General features: G+C 72.0%; 13 protein-coding genes. 6 read left to right on the top strand and 7 right to left on the bottom strand.

Annotated features, from left to right (window positions below):
* Nucleotides 1-42 precede the first annotated feature (42 nt).
* The 5 genes from ACIGDI_RS05550 to ACIGDI_RS05530 all read left to right on the top strand — a co-directional run bounded on the left by ACIGDI_RS05550 (nt 43) and on the right by ACIGDI_RS05530 (nt 6625).
* Nucleotides 43-528, top strand: a complete 486-nt coding sequence (locus ACIGDI_RS05550) for an Lrp/AsnC family transcriptional regulator (protein WP_351564824.1) — start codon at nt 43-45, stop codon at nt 526-528.
* A gap of 154 nt (nt 529-682) precedes the next feature.
* A complete protein-coding gene (ddaH, locus tag ACIGDI_RS05545; protein WP_272178233.1) occupies nt 683-1495 on the top strand; it encodes a dimethylargininase in 813 nt (270 codons plus the stop codon).
* On the top strand, nt 1492-2718 hold the full coding sequence (rocD, locus tag ACIGDI_RS05540; protein WP_399890887.1) for an ornithine--oxo-acid transaminase: 1227 nt from the start codon (nt 1492-1494) through the stop codon (nt 2716-2718). Before ddaH ends, rocD begins: the two co-directional genes overlap by 4 nt.
* 142 nt (nt 2719-2860) lie before the next feature.
* Nucleotides 2861-5326: a SpoIIE family protein phosphatase gene (locus ACIGDI_RS05535; RefSeq protein WP_399890884.1), complete on the top strand. Its 2466-nt coding sequence runs from the start codon at nt 2861-2863 to the stop codon at nt 5324-5326.
* 69 nt (nt 5327-5395) lie between these two features.
* Nucleotides 5396-6625, top strand: coding sequence for a PP2C family protein-serine/threonine phosphatase (locus tag ACIGDI_RS05530; protein ID WP_399890881.1), 1230 nt, complete (start codon nt 5396-5398; stop codon nt 6623-6625).
* A gap of 13 nt (nt 6626-6638) precedes the next feature.
* Here the strand turns inward: ACIGDI_RS05530 and ACIGDI_RS05525 are convergent, their stop codons facing one another.
* Nucleotides 6639-7379, bottom strand: coding sequence for a class I SAM-dependent DNA methyltransferase (locus ACIGDI_RS05525; RefSeq protein WP_399890878.1), 741 nt, complete (start codon nt 7377-7379; stop codon nt 6639-6641).
* Nucleotides 7380-7640: 261 nt separating this feature from the next.
* Between ACIGDI_RS05525 and ACIGDI_RS05520 the strand changes: the two genes are divergently transcribed.
* Nucleotides 7641-8366 carry a lysophospholipid acyltransferase family protein gene (locus tag ACIGDI_RS05520; protein ID WP_399890875.1) on the top strand — a complete coding sequence of 242 codons (726 nt, stop codon included), beginning with the start codon at nt 7641-7643 and terminating at the stop codon, nt 8364-8366.
* 68 nt (nt 8367-8434) lie between these two features.
* Here the strand turns inward: ACIGDI_RS05520 and ACIGDI_RS05515 are convergent, their stop codons facing one another.
* The 6 genes from ACIGDI_RS05515 to ACIGDI_RS05490 form a co-directional block, all read right to left on the bottom strand.
* Complete coding sequence (locus ACIGDI_RS05515) at nt 8435-10033, bottom strand: alpha/beta hydrolase (RefSeq protein WP_399890873.1); 1599 nt, start codon at nt 10031-10033, stop codon at nt 8435-8437.
* 130 nt (nt 10034-10163) lie between these two features.
* The gene (locus tag ACIGDI_RS05510) at nt 10164-10919 is read right to left on the bottom strand and encodes an urease accessory protein UreD (RefSeq protein ID WP_399892932.1); all 756 of its coding nucleotides are present in this window, start codon (nt 10917-10919) and stop codon (nt 10164-10166) included.
* 2 nt (nt 10920-10921) lie between these two features.
* A complete protein-coding gene (gene ureG / locus ACIGDI_RS05505; RefSeq protein WP_399890870.1) occupies nt 10922-11599 on the bottom strand; it encodes an urease accessory protein UreG in 678 nt (225 codons plus the stop codon).
* A 42-nt stretch (nt 11600-11641) separates the two neighbouring features.
* Nucleotides 11642-12316, bottom strand: a complete 675-nt coding sequence (locus ACIGDI_RS05500) for an urease accessory protein UreF (RefSeq protein ID WP_399890867.1) — start codon at nt 12314-12316, stop codon at nt 11642-11644.
* Nucleotides 12316-14037, bottom strand: a complete 1722-nt coding sequence (locus tag ACIGDI_RS05495) for an urease subunit alpha (RefSeq protein WP_200699240.1) — start codon at nt 14035-14037, stop codon at nt 12316-12318. The genes ACIGDI_RS05500 and ACIGDI_RS05495 overlap by 1 nt, the downstream gene beginning before the upstream one ends.
* Complete coding sequence (locus ACIGDI_RS05490) at nt 14030-14341, bottom strand: urease subunit beta (protein ID WP_200699239.1); 312 nt, start codon at nt 14339-14341, stop codon at nt 14030-14032. The genes ACIGDI_RS05495 and ACIGDI_RS05490 overlap by 8 nt, the downstream gene beginning before the upstream one ends.
* Nucleotides 14342-14351 lie beyond the last annotated feature (10 nt).

The following is a 14351-nucleotide window of genomic DNA, read 5'->3' as shown; positions in this document are numbered from 1 at the left end:
ATGCGCCGGGGTGTGGACGTTCGCGCTGGATACAGTGCCGACATGAACAGCAGGCCCGCACCGTTCGACGAGCTCGACCGGAAGATCGTCACCGCCCTGATGGCGAACGCGCGCACCAGCTTCGCCGAGATCGGCTCGGCGATCGGGCTGTCGGCGACGGCGGTGAAGCGGCGGGTGGACCGGCTGCGCGAGACCGGTGTGATCACCGGGTTCACGGCGACGGTCCGGCCGTCGGCGCTGGGCTGGCGCACGGAGGCGTACGTGGAGGTGTACTGCGAGGGGGCGGCGCCGCCGCGGCGGCTGGCGGAGGTGGTGCGCAACCATCCGGAGATCACAGCGGCGATGACGGTGACGGGCGGGGCGGACGCGCTGCTGCACGTGCGGGCGCGGGACGTGGAGCACTTCGAGGAGGTGCTGGAGCGCATCCGCGTGGAGCCGTTCATCCGGAAGACGATCAGCGTGATGGTGCTGTCCCATCTGCTCCCGGAAAGCCCGGAAGCGGGCGCGACCCAGCCCGCGCCCGAATAAACATCCGGCCACGCAGCAGCCCTGCTTCGAACCGGCCAAAGACGCAGCATTCCTGCGCGGACACGCAATTGTCGTCGCTTGTCGCCCGTCTCGGTCACTTCCTACCTTGGTGTCAACCCTCAGTCGACACCCCAGGAAGCGGAGGAACCCCTCTGTGTCCGACTCCCGTGTGCCGCGCCGGCGGCGGTACCTCGTCTGCGAACCCAGACACTTCGCCGTGCAGTACGCGATCAATCCCTGGATGCAACCCGATGTCCGCGTCGACGTGGACCTGGCCCACCAGCAGTGGCAGGCGCTGATCGGCGCCTACCGGGCCCACGGCCACGACGTCGACACCGTCGAGCCGGCCCCCGGGCTGCCGGACATGGTCTTCGCCGCGAACTCGGCGGTGGTCGTGGACGGCCGGGTCTTCGGCTCCCTCTTCCACGCGCCCGAGCGACGCCCGGAGTCCACGCACTACGACACCTGGTTCAAGACGGCCGGCTTCGACGTGCACCGCCCCGGGTCCGTCTGCGAGGGCGAGGGCGACCTGGTGTGGACGGGCCGGTACATGCTGGCCGGCCACGGCTTCCGCACCACCCGTGAGGCGCACCGCGAGGTGCAGGAGTTCTTCGGCCACCCGGTGATCAGCCTGACGCTGGTGGACCCGCGGTTCTATCATCTGGACACCGCACTGTTCGTCCTGGACGACGACAATGTCTCCTACTACCCGGAGGCGTTCTCGCCGGGCAGCCGGGAGGTGCTGGCGCGGCTGTTCCCGAACGCGGTGCTCGCCACCCTCGACGACGCGCTGGCCTTCGGCCTCAACTCCGTCTCCGACGGCCGTCACGTCTTCATCGCGCCCCAGGCAGAGGCGCTCACCACCGCCCTCGCCGACCGCGGTTATGTCCCCGTGCCCGTCGACCTGTCCGAGTTCCGCAAGGCAGGCGGCGGCATCAAGTGCTGCACCCAGGAGATCCGTTCATGACCGCTGCTGTCCACATCCGTTCGTCCGCCGAGCTGATCCGCGCCGAGGAGCCCGTCCTGGCGCACAACTACCACCCGCTGCCCGTGGTCGTCGCGCGCGCCGAGGGCACCTGGGTGGAGGACGTGGAGGGCCGCCGCTACCTGGACATGCTGGCCGGCTACTCGGCCCTGAACTTCGGGCACCGCCACCCCGCGCTGATCGAGGCCGCCCACCGCCAGCTGGACCGTCTGACCCTGACCTCGCGCGCCTTCCACAACGACCGGCTGGCCGAGTTCGCCGAGCGGCTGGCGGCGCTGACCGGCATGGACATGGTGCTGCCGATGAACACCGGCGCCGAGGCCGTCGAGTCCGGCATCAAGGTCGCCCGCAAGTGGGCCTACGAGGTCAAGGGCGTGCCCGCCGACCGGGCGACGATCGTCGTCGCCGCGGAGAACTTCCACGGCCGTACGACGACGATCGTCGGGTTCTCCACGGACGAGACCGCCCGCGCCGGCTTCGGCCCCTTCACACCGGGCTTCAAGATCGTGCCGTACAACGACCTGGCCGCGCTGGAGGCGGCGGTCGACGACACGACGGCCGCGGTGCTGATCGAGCCCATCCAGGGCGAGGCGGGCGTCATCATCCCGGACGAGGGTTATCTGACCGGCGTACGGGAGCTGACCCGGCGCAAGGGCTGCCTCTTCGTCGCCGACGAGATCCAGTCGGGTCTCGGCCGCACCGGCCGCACCCTGGCCGTCGAGCACGAGTCGGTCGTCCCCGACCTCGTGCTGCTGGGCAAGGCGCTGGGCGGCGGCATCGTGCCGGTCTCCGCGGTGGTCGGCCGCCGGGACGTCGTCGGTGTGCTGCAGCCGGGCCAGCACGGGTCGACGTTCGGTGGGAACCCGTTGGCCGCGGCCATCGGCACCGCCGTGATCGACCTGCTGGAGACGGGCGAGTTCCAGCGCCGCGCCACCGAGCTGGGCGTGGTCCTGCGCGGCGGGCTGTCGGGGCTGCTGGGCAGGGGGGTCGTCGGCTTCCGCGCGCGGGGACTGTGGGCGGGCGTCGACATCGACCCGGCCATCGGCACCGGCCGCGAGGTCAGCGCCCGGCTCATGCGCAAGGGTGTCCTGGTCAAGGACACGCACGGCTCGACGATCCGGCTGGCGCCGCCGCTGACGATCACCGGCGAGGAGCTGGAGGGCGCGCTGGGCACACTGGCGGAGGTGCTGACCGAGCGCTCCTGACCTGCGTGTGGCGGTGGGGACGGCCGGTCCCGGGCGCCTCTTGGAGGTCCGGGCCCGCGCCGTCCGCACGGCCGGTTTCGTGCGAAGGGTGAAGACTGGGTCAAGAGGTGGTAGACCACTCTCAGCGACAGAGAGGTCGGCCGTGGGCACTCAAGAGGAGCAGGACGCTGCCGGGCAGCGGTTCGACGTGGCCGATGCCGCGCCCCTGCTGCTCGACGCCCAGGGCGTGGTGCGCAGCTGGACCCGGGACGCCCAGCGGCTGCTGGCGTACACACCCACCGAGGTGGTGGGCAGTCCGGTGGCCGGCCTGCTGGTCCCCGACGACGCCGCCCGGGTGCCGGAACTGGTCGAGCGGTGCCGCCGGGAGGGCGGCTGGGCGGGGCTGCTGACCGCCCGGCGCAAGGGCGGGCGGGCGGTGCGGGTGATGGCGCGGATCACCCCGGCGATGGAGCCCGGCGGCGCGCCACGCTGGCTGGTGCTGCTCTCCGACGTGACGGCGGGGGCCCGCGGCTGGGACATGAGCCGCACGGTGCTGGAGCAGATGGTGACCGGCTCCCCCGTCGGGATAGCGATCGTGGACGCCGATCTGCGGTGCGTCTGGTCGAACGCGGCCCTGGAGCAGTTCGGCGGGGGCTCGGCCGTCCGGCGGCTGGGGCGACGGCTGGCGGAGATCCAGCCGGGCATCGACTCCGAGAGCATCGAGACCCAGATGCGCCACGTGCTGGAGACCGGACGGCCGGTCGTCGGGTACGAGCACGTGGGCCAGGTGCGCTCGGCGCCGCACCGGGAGACCGCGCACATGATGTCGTTCACCCGTCTCGAGGACGAGCGCGGTCACCCGATGGGTGTCTACTACACCGTCGTCGACATCACCGAAAAGCATCGCGCTCGTCGGCGCCTCGCCCTGCTCGATCGGGCCGGCGAGCAGATCGGCCGCACCCTGGACATCACCCGGACCGCGCAGGAGCTGGCCGACGTGGCCGTGCAGGGGTTCGCCGACTACGTGTGCGTGGACCTGCTGGAGTCGGTGCTGCGCGGCGCGGAACCCGCGGCGGGGCCGCCCGTCGACACCGACCGGGTGCCGCTGCGCCGGGCCGGCCACCAGTCGGTGAACGCCGGGGTGCCGGAGGCCGTCGTGGAGATCGGCGAGGTGGCCACGTATCTCGCGGGCTCGCCGCCGATCCGCAGCCTGACCACGGGCCGGTCCTGGCGCGAGGAGCGGCTGGACCCGCTCGCCAAGGAGTGGGCGACCGACATACCGGGCGGGCGGGAGGCGACCTTCCTGGAGCTGGGCCTGCACAGCGTGATGATCGTTCCGGTGCGCGCGCGGGGCGTCACTCTCGGCGTCACCAGCTTCTTCCGGCGCGGGCGGCAGGATCCCTTCGACGCGGACGACCTGGCCCTGGCCGAGGACCTGGTGTCCCGGGCGGCCGTCTGCGTGGACAACGCCCGCCGCTACACCCGGGAACGGAACGCGGCCCTGGCGCTGCAGCGCAGCCTGCTGCCGCACCGGCTGCCGGAACAGGACGCGGTGGAGGTCGCCGCCTGCTACCGGCCGGCCGACGAACTGACCGGCCTCGGCGGCGACTGGTACGACCTCATCCCGCTGTCCGGCGCCCGCGTCGCCCTGGTCGTCGGCGAGGTGCCCGGTCACGGCATCGACGCCGCCGCGGCCATGGGACGGCTGCGCACCGCCGTACGCACCCTCGCCGCTCTCGACCTGCCGCCGGCCGAGGTCCTCGCGCACCTCGACGACCAGGTGGCCCGGACGGCCCGGGAGGAGGGCGTCGACCCGGACGCACCCGACGGCGTCGGCATCCAGGTCGCCGGGTCCGGCTGTCTCTACGTCGTCTACGACCCCGCCGACGGACAGTGCACGATGGCGGCCGCCGGGCATCCCGCGCCCGCCGTCGTGCTGCCCGACGGCTCCGTCCGCTTCGTCGACCTGCCGCAGGGGTCGACGCTCGGTTCGGGCGGGCCGCCCTTCGAGGCGGTCGAGCTCGTGCTCGCCGAGGGCAGCACGCTCGCCCTGCACACCGACGGACTGCTCGCCCGTGAGGGCGTGGAGTGGTCCCTCGACGGCGACCGCGACCGGCTTCGCCGGGCTCTGGAGCAGGCCGCGCCCTCGCTGGATCTGCGCTGCCGCACGGTGGTGGACGCGCTGATGCCGGCCCGGCCGCACGACGACGTGGCGCTGCTGATGGCCCGCACCCGGCTGCTGGGCGCCGACCAGGTCGCCGACTGGGACCTGCCCGCCGATCCGGCGGTCGTCGCCGACGCCCGCAAGGAGGCCGCACGGCAGCTGACCGAGTGGGGCCTGGAGGACCTGGCGTTCACCACGGAACTGGTGGTGAGCGAGCTGGTCACCAACGCCATCCGGTACGCGCAGGGCCCCATCCGGCTGCGGCTGATCAGGGAGCGTGCACTGGTCTGCGAGGTCTGCGACGGCGGTGCCACCGCGCCTCATCTGCGTCATCCCCGGACCACCGACGAGGGAGGCCGCGGCCTGCTGCTGGTCTCCCAGTTCACCGACCGCTGGGGGACCCGCTTCGTGCCCGAGGGCAAGGTCATCTGGGCCGAGCAGTCGCTGACCGGCCCCCCGGCCTGACCGGCGCAATCCCGACTTATATCGCTTGACGTGTGAAAATAGTGCAGACCCGGCGGTAAGGCGGAAGCCATGAACGATGCGGCTATCGACTATGCGGGGGTGTTCCAGTGCCTGCCGGGGATGGTGGCCCTGCTGACGCCCGACCTGGTGTACGCGGACGTCAACGAGGAGTTTCTGCGGGGGGCCGGGCGCCGGCGCGACCAGGTGGTCGGTCGCTACCTCTTCGACGTCTTCCCGGACAATCCCAATGACGGCGCCGCGTCCGGCATGCGCAACCTGGCGGCCTCCCTTCAGCGGGTGCTGGACACCGGCGCACGCGACGCGATGGCCCTGCAGCGCTACGACGTGGAGGACCCCGAACGCCCCGGGGAGTGGCAGGAGCGCTACTGGAGCCCGGTCAACGCGCCGGTACTCGACGAGGACGGCAAGGTGGTGCTGCTGGTGCACCGCGTGGAGGAGGTCACCGAGCTGATCAAGGCCCGCGGGGGCCCGACCGGCAGCCGGGCACGGGTCCTGGAGGCCGAGCTCTACACCCGCGCCCGCGAACTGCAGGAGCTCAACGAGCGGCTGCGCCAGTCCCACGCCCGGGAGCGCGAGGTCGCCATCGCCCTCCAGGAGGCGATGCTGCCCGCCTCCCGGCAGGTCGGCGACCGACGGGCCGCCGTGCGCTACCGGCCGGCGATCGGCGCGCTGAACGTGTGCGGGGACTGGTACGACATCGTCGACCTGGTCGGCGGCAACCGCATCGGCGTGTCGGTCGGCGACGTGGTGGGCCACGGGCTGGCCGCCGCCGGGGTCATGGGCCAGCTGCGGAGCGCGCTGAGCGCCGCATCACGCGTCGCGGCGGGCCCGGCCGAGGCGCTGAACGTCCTGGGCCGGTACGCGCACGTCGTCGACGGCGCCGAGTCGGCCACCGCCGTCACCACGTTCATCGACTTCGACGAGCACACCATCACCTACAGCAGCGCCGGCCACCTCCCGCCCGTCCTGGTGCACACCGACGGCCGGGTGGAGTTCCTCGACCAGGCCACCGACCCGCCGCTCGACGCCCACCCCGATCCGATGCCCAGACCCCAGGCGTCCACGACCTACTCCGCGGGCGCCACCCTCGCCCTCTACACCGACGGTCTGGTCGAGCGCCGCCGCGAGGACATCGGCACCGGCCTGGACCGCCTCGCCGAGGCTCTCGCCCGCCACCGCGCCCTGCCGGCCGAGTCCCTGGCGGACGCGGTCCTGCTGGAGCTGCTGCCGCCGGGGGGCGCGACCGACGACACGGCGCTGGTGATCGTACGGCTGTGAGGCGCGGCGCCGGTCAGCCGGCGGGCTTCTCCCACACCGAGACGTGCCTCGGGCTGTCGCCGGTGAAGGCGGTGCGCGCCCAGTCCTCCCAGCGGTCGCGCAGCCGCAGTCCGGCCAGCCTGGCCATCAGGTCCAGCTCGGCCGGCCAGGCGTAGCGGAACGGGATGGACCAGTGCTCGGCGCGTCCGTCGACGACGGTGACGTAGTTGGAGCTCATGGCCTGGGTGGCGAGGTCGTAGGTGTCGAAGGCCCACTTGGTCTCGCCGATGTGGAACGGCACGGCGTTCTGCCCGGGCGGCAGCTTGCGCAGTTCGGGCACCATCACCTCGACGACGAAGCAGGCGCCGGGCCCGAGGTGCCGGGCGACGTTGCGGAAGCACTCCACCTGGGCGTCCTGCGTGGTCAGGTTCATGATCGTGTTGAAGACCAGGTAGGCGACGGAGAACTCGCCCTCCACCCGGGTGGTGGCGAAGTCCCCGATCGTCACCCCGATGTCCGCGCCGCCCTCCTTGGCGCGCAGCCGGTCCACCATGGCGCGGGACAGGTCGATGCCGTGCACCGGCACGCCGCGGCGGGCCAGCGGCAGCGCGATCCGGCCGGTGCCGATGCCGAGTTCGAGCGCCCTGCCGTCGCCGGCGAGCCCGGCCAGCACGTCGACCACCGGGCCGACGGCCTCGGGGCGGAACATGTCGGCAGCCGAGTCGTCGTAGCCGGCAGCGATCTCTTCTCCGAAGTAGCCGTCCTCATCGAGCATTTGGGGACCGTATCGCCGTCGGCCCGGTCGGCGCGCGGAGTTTTTTCCCGGGAAGATCGCGCCAAACAGGTGCGATCGACTTGCCTCGTGTCGATCAGTGACAGGAGGCTGGTCGGGCAGGCGTTCCCCGCGCATGCGACACGGCGTCCGCCGTGTTCCGGCGAACTGCGCCTGCACATACACTGGCAGCCCCACGACACGCCGGTTGACCTGCTGGAACGCGGCGGCCGAGGCGATCCGCCGGAGTGAGGAGCGTCCCCTTTGTTCTACTACGTGCTCAAATACGTGTTGCTGGGACCCCTGCTGAGACTGTTCTTCCGGCCTCGCATCGAGGGCCTCGAACACGTCCCGGACGAAGGACCCGCCATCATCGCGGGCAACCACCTGTCCTTCTCCGACCACTTCCTGATGCCGGCCATGCTCAAACGCCGCATCACCTTCCTGGCGAAGAAGGAGTACTTCACCGGTCCCGGCGTCAAGGGCCGTCTGACCGCGGCCTTCTTCCGCAGCGCCGGGCAGATCCCGGTCGACCGCACCGGGAAGGAGGCAGGCCAGGCCGCCATCCGTGAGGGGCTGGGCGTACTGCGCAAGAACGAACTGCTCGGCATCTACCCCGAGGGCACCCGCTCGCACGACGGCCGCCTGTACAAGGGCAAGGTCGGCGTGGCGGTGATGGCGCTCAAGGCGCAGGTTCCGGTCATCCCCTGCGCGATGATCGGCACCTTCGAGGCGCAGCCGCCCGGGAAGGTGATCCCCAATTTGCACCCGGTCGTCATCCGCTTCGGCAAGCCGCTCGACTTCTCCCGCTATGCCGGCATGGAGAACGAGAAGGCGATCCTGCGCGCCGTCACCGACGAGATCATGTACGCGATCCTGTCGCTCTCGGAGCAGGAGTACGTCGACGAGTACGCGGCCGTCGCGAAGGCGCAGCAGGCGGAGGCGAAGGGCGCCAAGGAACGCAAGTTCCCGCGGGCGCCGCTGAGTTGACCTCGGGGACATGAAGAGAGGGGCGGCCGGAGGAGTTCCGGCCGCCCCTTGCTTCGTACTGCCGGCGCCTACGGCTTGGGCGTGGCGTGCGGGGTGCAGGTCACGTCGGCGGTGTCCAGCTGCCCGGTGAGCAGGTAGGTGTCCACCCGCTGGTTGATGCACGGGTTGAGCAGGCCGGTCACACCGTGCGAGCCCGCGTCCTTCTCGGTGATCAGGCGGGAGCCCTTGAAGCGGTGGTGCAGCTCGACGGCGCCGTCGTAGGGGGTGGCGGCGTCATTCGTGGACTGCACGATCATGACCGGCGGCAGGCCCTTGTGGGTCTTGACGTTCACGGGCGTCTGCTGCTTGACCGGCCAGGTGGCGCACGGCAGGTTCATCCACGCGTTGGCCCAGGTCATGAACGGGTAGTTCTTGTTGAGCTCGGTGTTGTCCTTGTCCCACTTCTTCCAGCTGGTGGGCCACTTGGCGTCGGTGCACTCGACGGCCGTGTAGACGGCGTTGCCGTTCTCCGCGGATATGTTGCCCGCGGTGTCGGACATGTCGGGGGCGGCGGCGTCGACCAGCGCCTGGGTGTCACCGGCGACGACTTTGCTGAAGACCGTCGCGATCGGCACCCACGAGGAGTCGTAGTACGGGGCGCTCTGGAAGAAGGAGATCAGCTCGGCCGGGCCGACGACCCCGCCGATGGGGCTCTTCTTGGCGGTGGCGCGCAGCTGGAGCCACTTGGCCTGGACGGCGTCGCGGGTGGTGCCGAGGTGGAAGGCGGCGTCGTTGGCGGCGACCCAGTCCTCCCAGTCCTTCCAGCGGCCCTCGAAGGCGACGTCCTGGTCCAGGTTGGCCTGGTACCAGATCTTCTCGCGGGAGGGGTTGACGACGCTGTCGACGATCATGCGGCGCAGGTGGCCCGGGAACATCGTGCCGTAGACGGCGCCGATGTAGGTGCCGTAGGAGACGCCCAGGTAGTTGAGCTTCTTCTCGCCGAGCGCGGCACGGATGACGTCCAGGTCGCGCACGGTGTTGGGCGTGGTCATCTGCCGGAGCATCGCGGTGCCGCTGCGCTCGGCGCAGCCCTCGGCGTACTCGCGGGCCAGCTTGCGCTGGGCCGTCTTGTCGGCCTCGCTGTCCGGCACCGGGTCCATCTTGGGCGCCTTGACGAACTCCTGCGGGTCGATGCAGGAGATGGGCGCCGAGTGGCCGACACCGCGCGGGTCGAAGCCCACGAAGTCGTAGGCCTTGGCCGCGTTGGCCCAGATCGGGTTCTTGTTGGTGACGCGGGTCGGGAAGCGCATGCCGGACCCGCCGGGGCCGCCCGGGTTGTAGACGAGGGCGCCCTGGCGCTCCTCCTTGGTCCCCGTGTTGCCGATGCGGTCGACGGCGAGCTTGAGCTGCTTGCCGTACGGGTGCGCGTAGTCGAGCGGGACGCTGACCCAGCCGCACTGGATGGGCTTGGCGAAGCCCCAGTCGGCCGGGCAGTCCTGCCAGTCGATGCCGGCCTTCGCGGCCCGCTCGGCGGCGATGGCCGCGCCCCGGGCCTCGCTGTCCCGCCCGTGCCCCGCGCTCGCGCTGGCGGTGGGCGCCGCGACGGCTCCGGCCATCAGCGTCGCCGTCACGAGCACTCCGGCCGAACCGAGCGCCGTGGTACGCCTCTTGGCTCTGTTGCCCCTCAAGTGGGACCTCCCCCTCCATCTGTTCGATTGACAGAGGGATCCTTGCGGCTGTGTGCTGCCTGAGAACAGGGGCTGTTGACCTTCTTTACCATTCCGATAAACGGTGAGTGCGGTCCCGCTCAGCGGAACGTCACACGTTCAGGGCGGCCATCGCCTCGTCCAGCACGCGGCGCAGGCGCAGCGCGTCCTCGGCCACCGCGCTCAGGAGCACGGCGGGCCCGGCCAGCGGCGCGAGCACCGCGCCCTCCCCCAGCACCCGGGCCGGCACCGGCTCTTTGTCGAACTCCGGTCGTACGACGACCAGTTGACCCACCGCCCGGTATCCGCCCAGTACGGCGGGCCCGTCCCAGCCACCGGGCGCTCCCGGCCCGCACCCGAGCTCCTGATCGAGCACGGTACGACCGGCGACCCGAACGGTGAGACGGCTGCCGAGCCGCCCGGGTTGCTCCCCCACCCGTCCGAGCACCTGCTCCTCGCGCAGGACGAGCCGCGCCCCGGCGCCGACGTCCACCCGGGTGGCGACCCGCAGATCACTTCCGCCGGCGGAGATCAACTGCTCGGGCAGCCAGACCAGTTCGCCGCCGTCGGCCACGTCCAGCCGGACGTCGTACCGCGCCTCCCCCTTCACCTGCCCGGGCAGTGCGATGGTGGCGGCGGCGGACCCGACCCGCAGCCGGGCCCCGTCCTCCACGCCGCACTCGACCCGGAAACGGTCTCCGCCGAGCGGTCCGCTCATCGCCCCGACGAGCATCACCCGGGCCTCGGGACCGCTCCCCCGGGTCCGCCGCAGGGCGAGTGGCCCCTCCCCCTCCAGCACGGGCAGCGAGGTGCCGCCCCGTCCGTCCGCGGTCGCCCGGATGCGTGCGGTGGCCCGCACCCCGCCCATGGTCACGCCGTCCAGGCGGCGAGCCGAGCCAGCACCCACGCGGCCACGTCCCGCACGCCGCTCTCGCTCCTGAGCGACTGGAAAACGACGGGCAGTTCGGCGCGCTGCGCCTTCGCGTCGGCGGCCATGCGTCCGAGGTCCGAGCCCACATAGGGCGCAAGGTCCGTCTTGTTGACGACGAGCAGGTCGGCGGTGGTCACGCCCGGCCCGCCCTTGCGCGGGATGTCGTCGCCGCCGGCCACGTCGATGACGAAGATCTGCGCGTCCACGAGCCCCTTGGAGAAGGTCGCGGTGAGGTTGTCGCCGCCGGACTCGACCAGGATCAGGTCCAACGGCCCGACCTCGTCCTCCAGCTCCTCGACGGCCTCCAGGTTCGCGGAGATGTCGTCCCGGATGGCGGTATGCGGACAAGCCCCCGTCTCCACGGCGGTGATCCGCTCGGGCGGCAGCACGGCCTCCCGCAACAGGAAGTCGGCGTCCTCCCGGGTGTAGATGTCGTTGGTCACGACGGCGAGGGACAACTCCTCGCGCAGCGCCCGGCACAGGGCGGCGACGGTCGCGGTCTTCCCGGAGCCGACGGGACCGCCGAGCCCGATCCGCAGGGCCCGCCGCGATCCGTCGGGACGACGGGCGTCGGCGCTGACGGCGGAGGGGCCGTCGTGGGAGTGGTCGAGATGCATGGGTGACTCCTACGGTCCTTCAGGGTCGGGCAGGTCGGGGGACTACGAGGCGAACAGCCGCACGGGCCAGGCGGCGTGGAGCTCCGCGCCGATCTCCAGCAGCGGCGCAGACCCCGCGGGCAACGCGTCGACCCCCTCGTCGAGCACCCGCCGGGCCGCCTCGACCGCCCGGTCCGCCACCCGGTCGACCTCCGGGGCCAGCCGGGCCAGCACCCCTGTGGCGTCGAACGGATCGAGGCTCAGCAGCCGCACCGTGGCGCTCGCCGGCCCGCTCACGCTCTCGTACGCCGCGCAGTGGGCGGCGTCGACGGGTTCGAGACCGGCCGCCCGGGCCACCAGCCCCAGCACCACCGGCTGATGGGCGCCCTTGGGGAACTGCGTCGCCATGGCGTCGAGTTCGTCCGACGGCCAGGTGGCCCGGGCGGCCCTCGTCAGCTGCCGGCCGAGCCGGCGCGCCGCGACGCGGAGCGCGGGGGACGGTGTTCGGGCATCGGCGGCCGCGTCCAACTCCCCCGCGTCCGCGCCGAGTACGGCGGCCGCGGCCAGCGAGGCCGCGACCAGGCCGGCCGTGTGCAGCCGGCCCCGGCAGAAACCCTCCAGGCTCGCGGCTCCGGTGATCCGGCCGGCCTTGACCGCGGCTTCGGCCCCGCCGGAGTGCGCGTGCCCTCCGGCGGGAAACCGGCCGTCGGCCAGCACGAGCAGCGCCGTCCTGGACATCAGAAGAGGAAGTAACGCTGGGCCATGGGCAGTTCGGCCGCGGGCGTGGCCTCGACCAGCTCCCCGTCGATGCGCACCGCGAAGCTGTCGGGATCGACCTCCACGCGTGGCCGCGCGTCGTTCTCCCGCATGTCGGCCTTGGTGACCCCGCGCGTCGACTCGATGGCCACGAACCGCTTCCCGAGCTGCAACCGCTCCGGCAGCCCGTCCTCGACGGCGAGGGGGGCCACGAAGTTGAACGAGTTCGCCGCGGGCGCCCGCCCGATCGCCCCGTACATCGGCCGGGGCAGGATCGGCTGCGGCGTCGGGATGGAGGCGTTCGCGTCGCCCATCTGCGCGTAGGCGATCTGGCCGCCCTTGATCACCAGGTGCGGTTTGACGCCGAAGAAGGCCGGCTCCCACAGCACCAGGTCGGCGAGCTTCCCGGTCTCCACCGAGCCGATCTCGCGGGCCAGTCCCTGCGCGAGCGCGGGGTTGATCGTGTACTTGGCGACATAGCGCCGTACCCGGTGGTTGTCGGCCCGTCCGTCGCCGGGCAGCGCCCCGCGCCGGCGCTTCATCACGTGTGCCGTCTGCCAGGTCCGCAGGACGACCTCGCCGACCCGGCCCATGGCCTGGGAGTCGGAGGAGATGATCGAGATGGCGCCCAGGTCGTGCAGGATGTCCTCCGCCCCGATCGTCGAGGGGCGGATGCGCGACTCGGCGAACGCGAGGTCCTCCGGCACCGCCGGGTTGAGGTGGTGGCAGACCATCAGCATGTCGAGGTGTTCCTCGGCGGTGTTGACGGTGAAGGGCCGCGTCGGGTTCGTCGAGCTCGGCAGCACGTGCGGCTCCGAGACGACGGTCATGATGTCGGGCGCGTGCCCCCCGCCCGCGCCCTCGGTGTGGTACGCGTGGATGCCGCGGCCGTTGATGGCGGCGAGCGTGTCGCCGACGAACCCGGCCTCGTTCAGGGTGTCGGTGTGGATGGCGACCTGGATGCCCGTCCGGTCGGCCACCGTCAGCGAGGCGTCGATGACGGCCGGCGTCGAGCCCCAGTCCTCGTGCAGCTTCAGTCCCAGGGCGCCGCCTCGGATCTGCGAGAGCATCGCCTCGTGCGAGACGGTGTTGCCCTTGCCGAGGAAGCCGATGTTGAGCGGGTACTGCTCCATCGCCTCCAGCATGCGCGCCAGGTGCCAGGGGCCGGGCGTGACCGTCGTGGCCTTGGAGCCCTCGGCCGGCCCCGTGCCGCCGCCCACGAGCGTCGTGACACCCGCGGACAGAGCCTCGTCGGCGATCTGCGGGCAGATGAAGTGCACGTGCGCGTCGACCGCGCCCGCAGTCAGGATGCGCCCGTTGCCGGCGATGACCTCGGTCTCGGGGCCGATCACCAGGTCCGGGTGGACCCCGTCCATGGTGTCGGGGTTGCCCGCCTTGCCGATCCCGGTGATCCGGCCGTCCCGGATGCCGACGTCGGCCTTGACGATGCCCCAGTGGTCGACGATCACCGCGCCCGTGATGACCGTGTCCGGGGTGCCCTCCGCGCGTGTGGCACGTGACTGGCCCATCGACTCGCGGATGACCTTGCCGCCGCCGAACACGGCCTCCTCACCGGCGAGCCCGGGCCCGCCGGAACGGTCCTCCTCGATCTCGACGATCAGATCGGTGTCGGCGAGCCGGATGCGGTCGCCGGCGGTCGGGCCGAACAGGTCGGCGTACGCGGCGCGGGAGATCTCAGGCATCGAGGGCACCTCCGGTCTCCCCGCGCAGGCCGGGCACGACACGGGCGCCGGCGAGGGGGACGAGTTCGACGTCGACGGGGATGCCGGGCTCGAAGCGCACGGCCGTACCGGCGGCGATGTTGAGCCGCTTGCCGCGGGCGGCGGCGCGGTCGAAGTCCAGGCCGGGGTTGGCCTCGGCGAAGTGGTAGTGGGAGCCGACCTGGACCGGCCGGTCGGCGGCGTTGAGGACGGTCAGGCGGGTGACCTCGCGGCCCGCGTTGTAGACGATCGGGTCCTCGGCGAAGAGGATCTCTCCGGGAATCATGGCGGCCTCC

It is taken from the genome of Streptomyces sp. NPDC085900, from assembly GCF_044540925.1.
Lineage (GTDB): Bacteria > Actinomycetota > Actinomycetes > Streptomycetales > Streptomycetaceae > Streptomyces > Streptomyces gilvifuscus.
This window is presented reverse-complemented; position numbering and strand designations above follow the sequence as displayed.

What these genes read in the sequence shown, in the direction of transcription:
- ACIGDI_RS05550 (WP_351564824.1), top strand. Translation starts at nt 43, where the DNA reads ATGAACAGCAGGCCCGCACCGTTCGACGAGCTCGACCGGAAGATCGTC.
- rocD (WP_399890887.1), top strand. Translation starts at nt 1,492, where the DNA reads ATGACCGCTGCTGTCCACATCCGTTCGTCCGCCGAGCTGATCCGCGCC.
- ACIGDI_RS05530 (WP_399890881.1), top strand. Translation starts at nt 5,396, where the DNA reads ATGAACGATGCGGCTATCGACTATGCGGGGGTGTTCCAGTGCCTGCCG.
- ACIGDI_RS05525 (WP_399890878.1), bottom strand. Translation starts at nt 7,379, where the DNA reads ATGCTCGATGAGGACGGCTACTTCGGAGAAGAGATCGCTGCCGGCTAC.
- ACIGDI_RS05510 (WP_399892932.1), bottom strand. Translation starts at nt 10,919, where the DNA reads ATGGGCGGGGTGCGGGCCACCGCACGCATCCGGGCGACCGCGGACGGA.
- ureG (WP_399890870.1), bottom strand. Translation starts at nt 11,599, where the DNA reads ATGCATCTCGACCACTCCCACGACGGCCCCTCCGCCGTCAGCGCCGAC.
- ACIGDI_RS05500 (WP_399890867.1), bottom strand. Translation starts at nt 12,316, where the DNA reads ATGTCCAGGACGGCGCTGCTCGTGCTGGCCGACGGCCGGTTTCCCGCC.
- ACIGDI_RS05495 (WP_200699240.1), bottom strand. Translation starts at nt 14,037, where the DNA reads ATGCCTGAGATCTCCCGCGCCGCGTACGCCGACCTGTTCGGCCCGACC.
- ACIGDI_RS05490 (WP_200699239.1), bottom strand. Translation starts at nt 14,341, where the DNA reads ATGATTCCCGGAGAGATCCTCTTCGCCGAGGACCCGATCGTCTACAAC.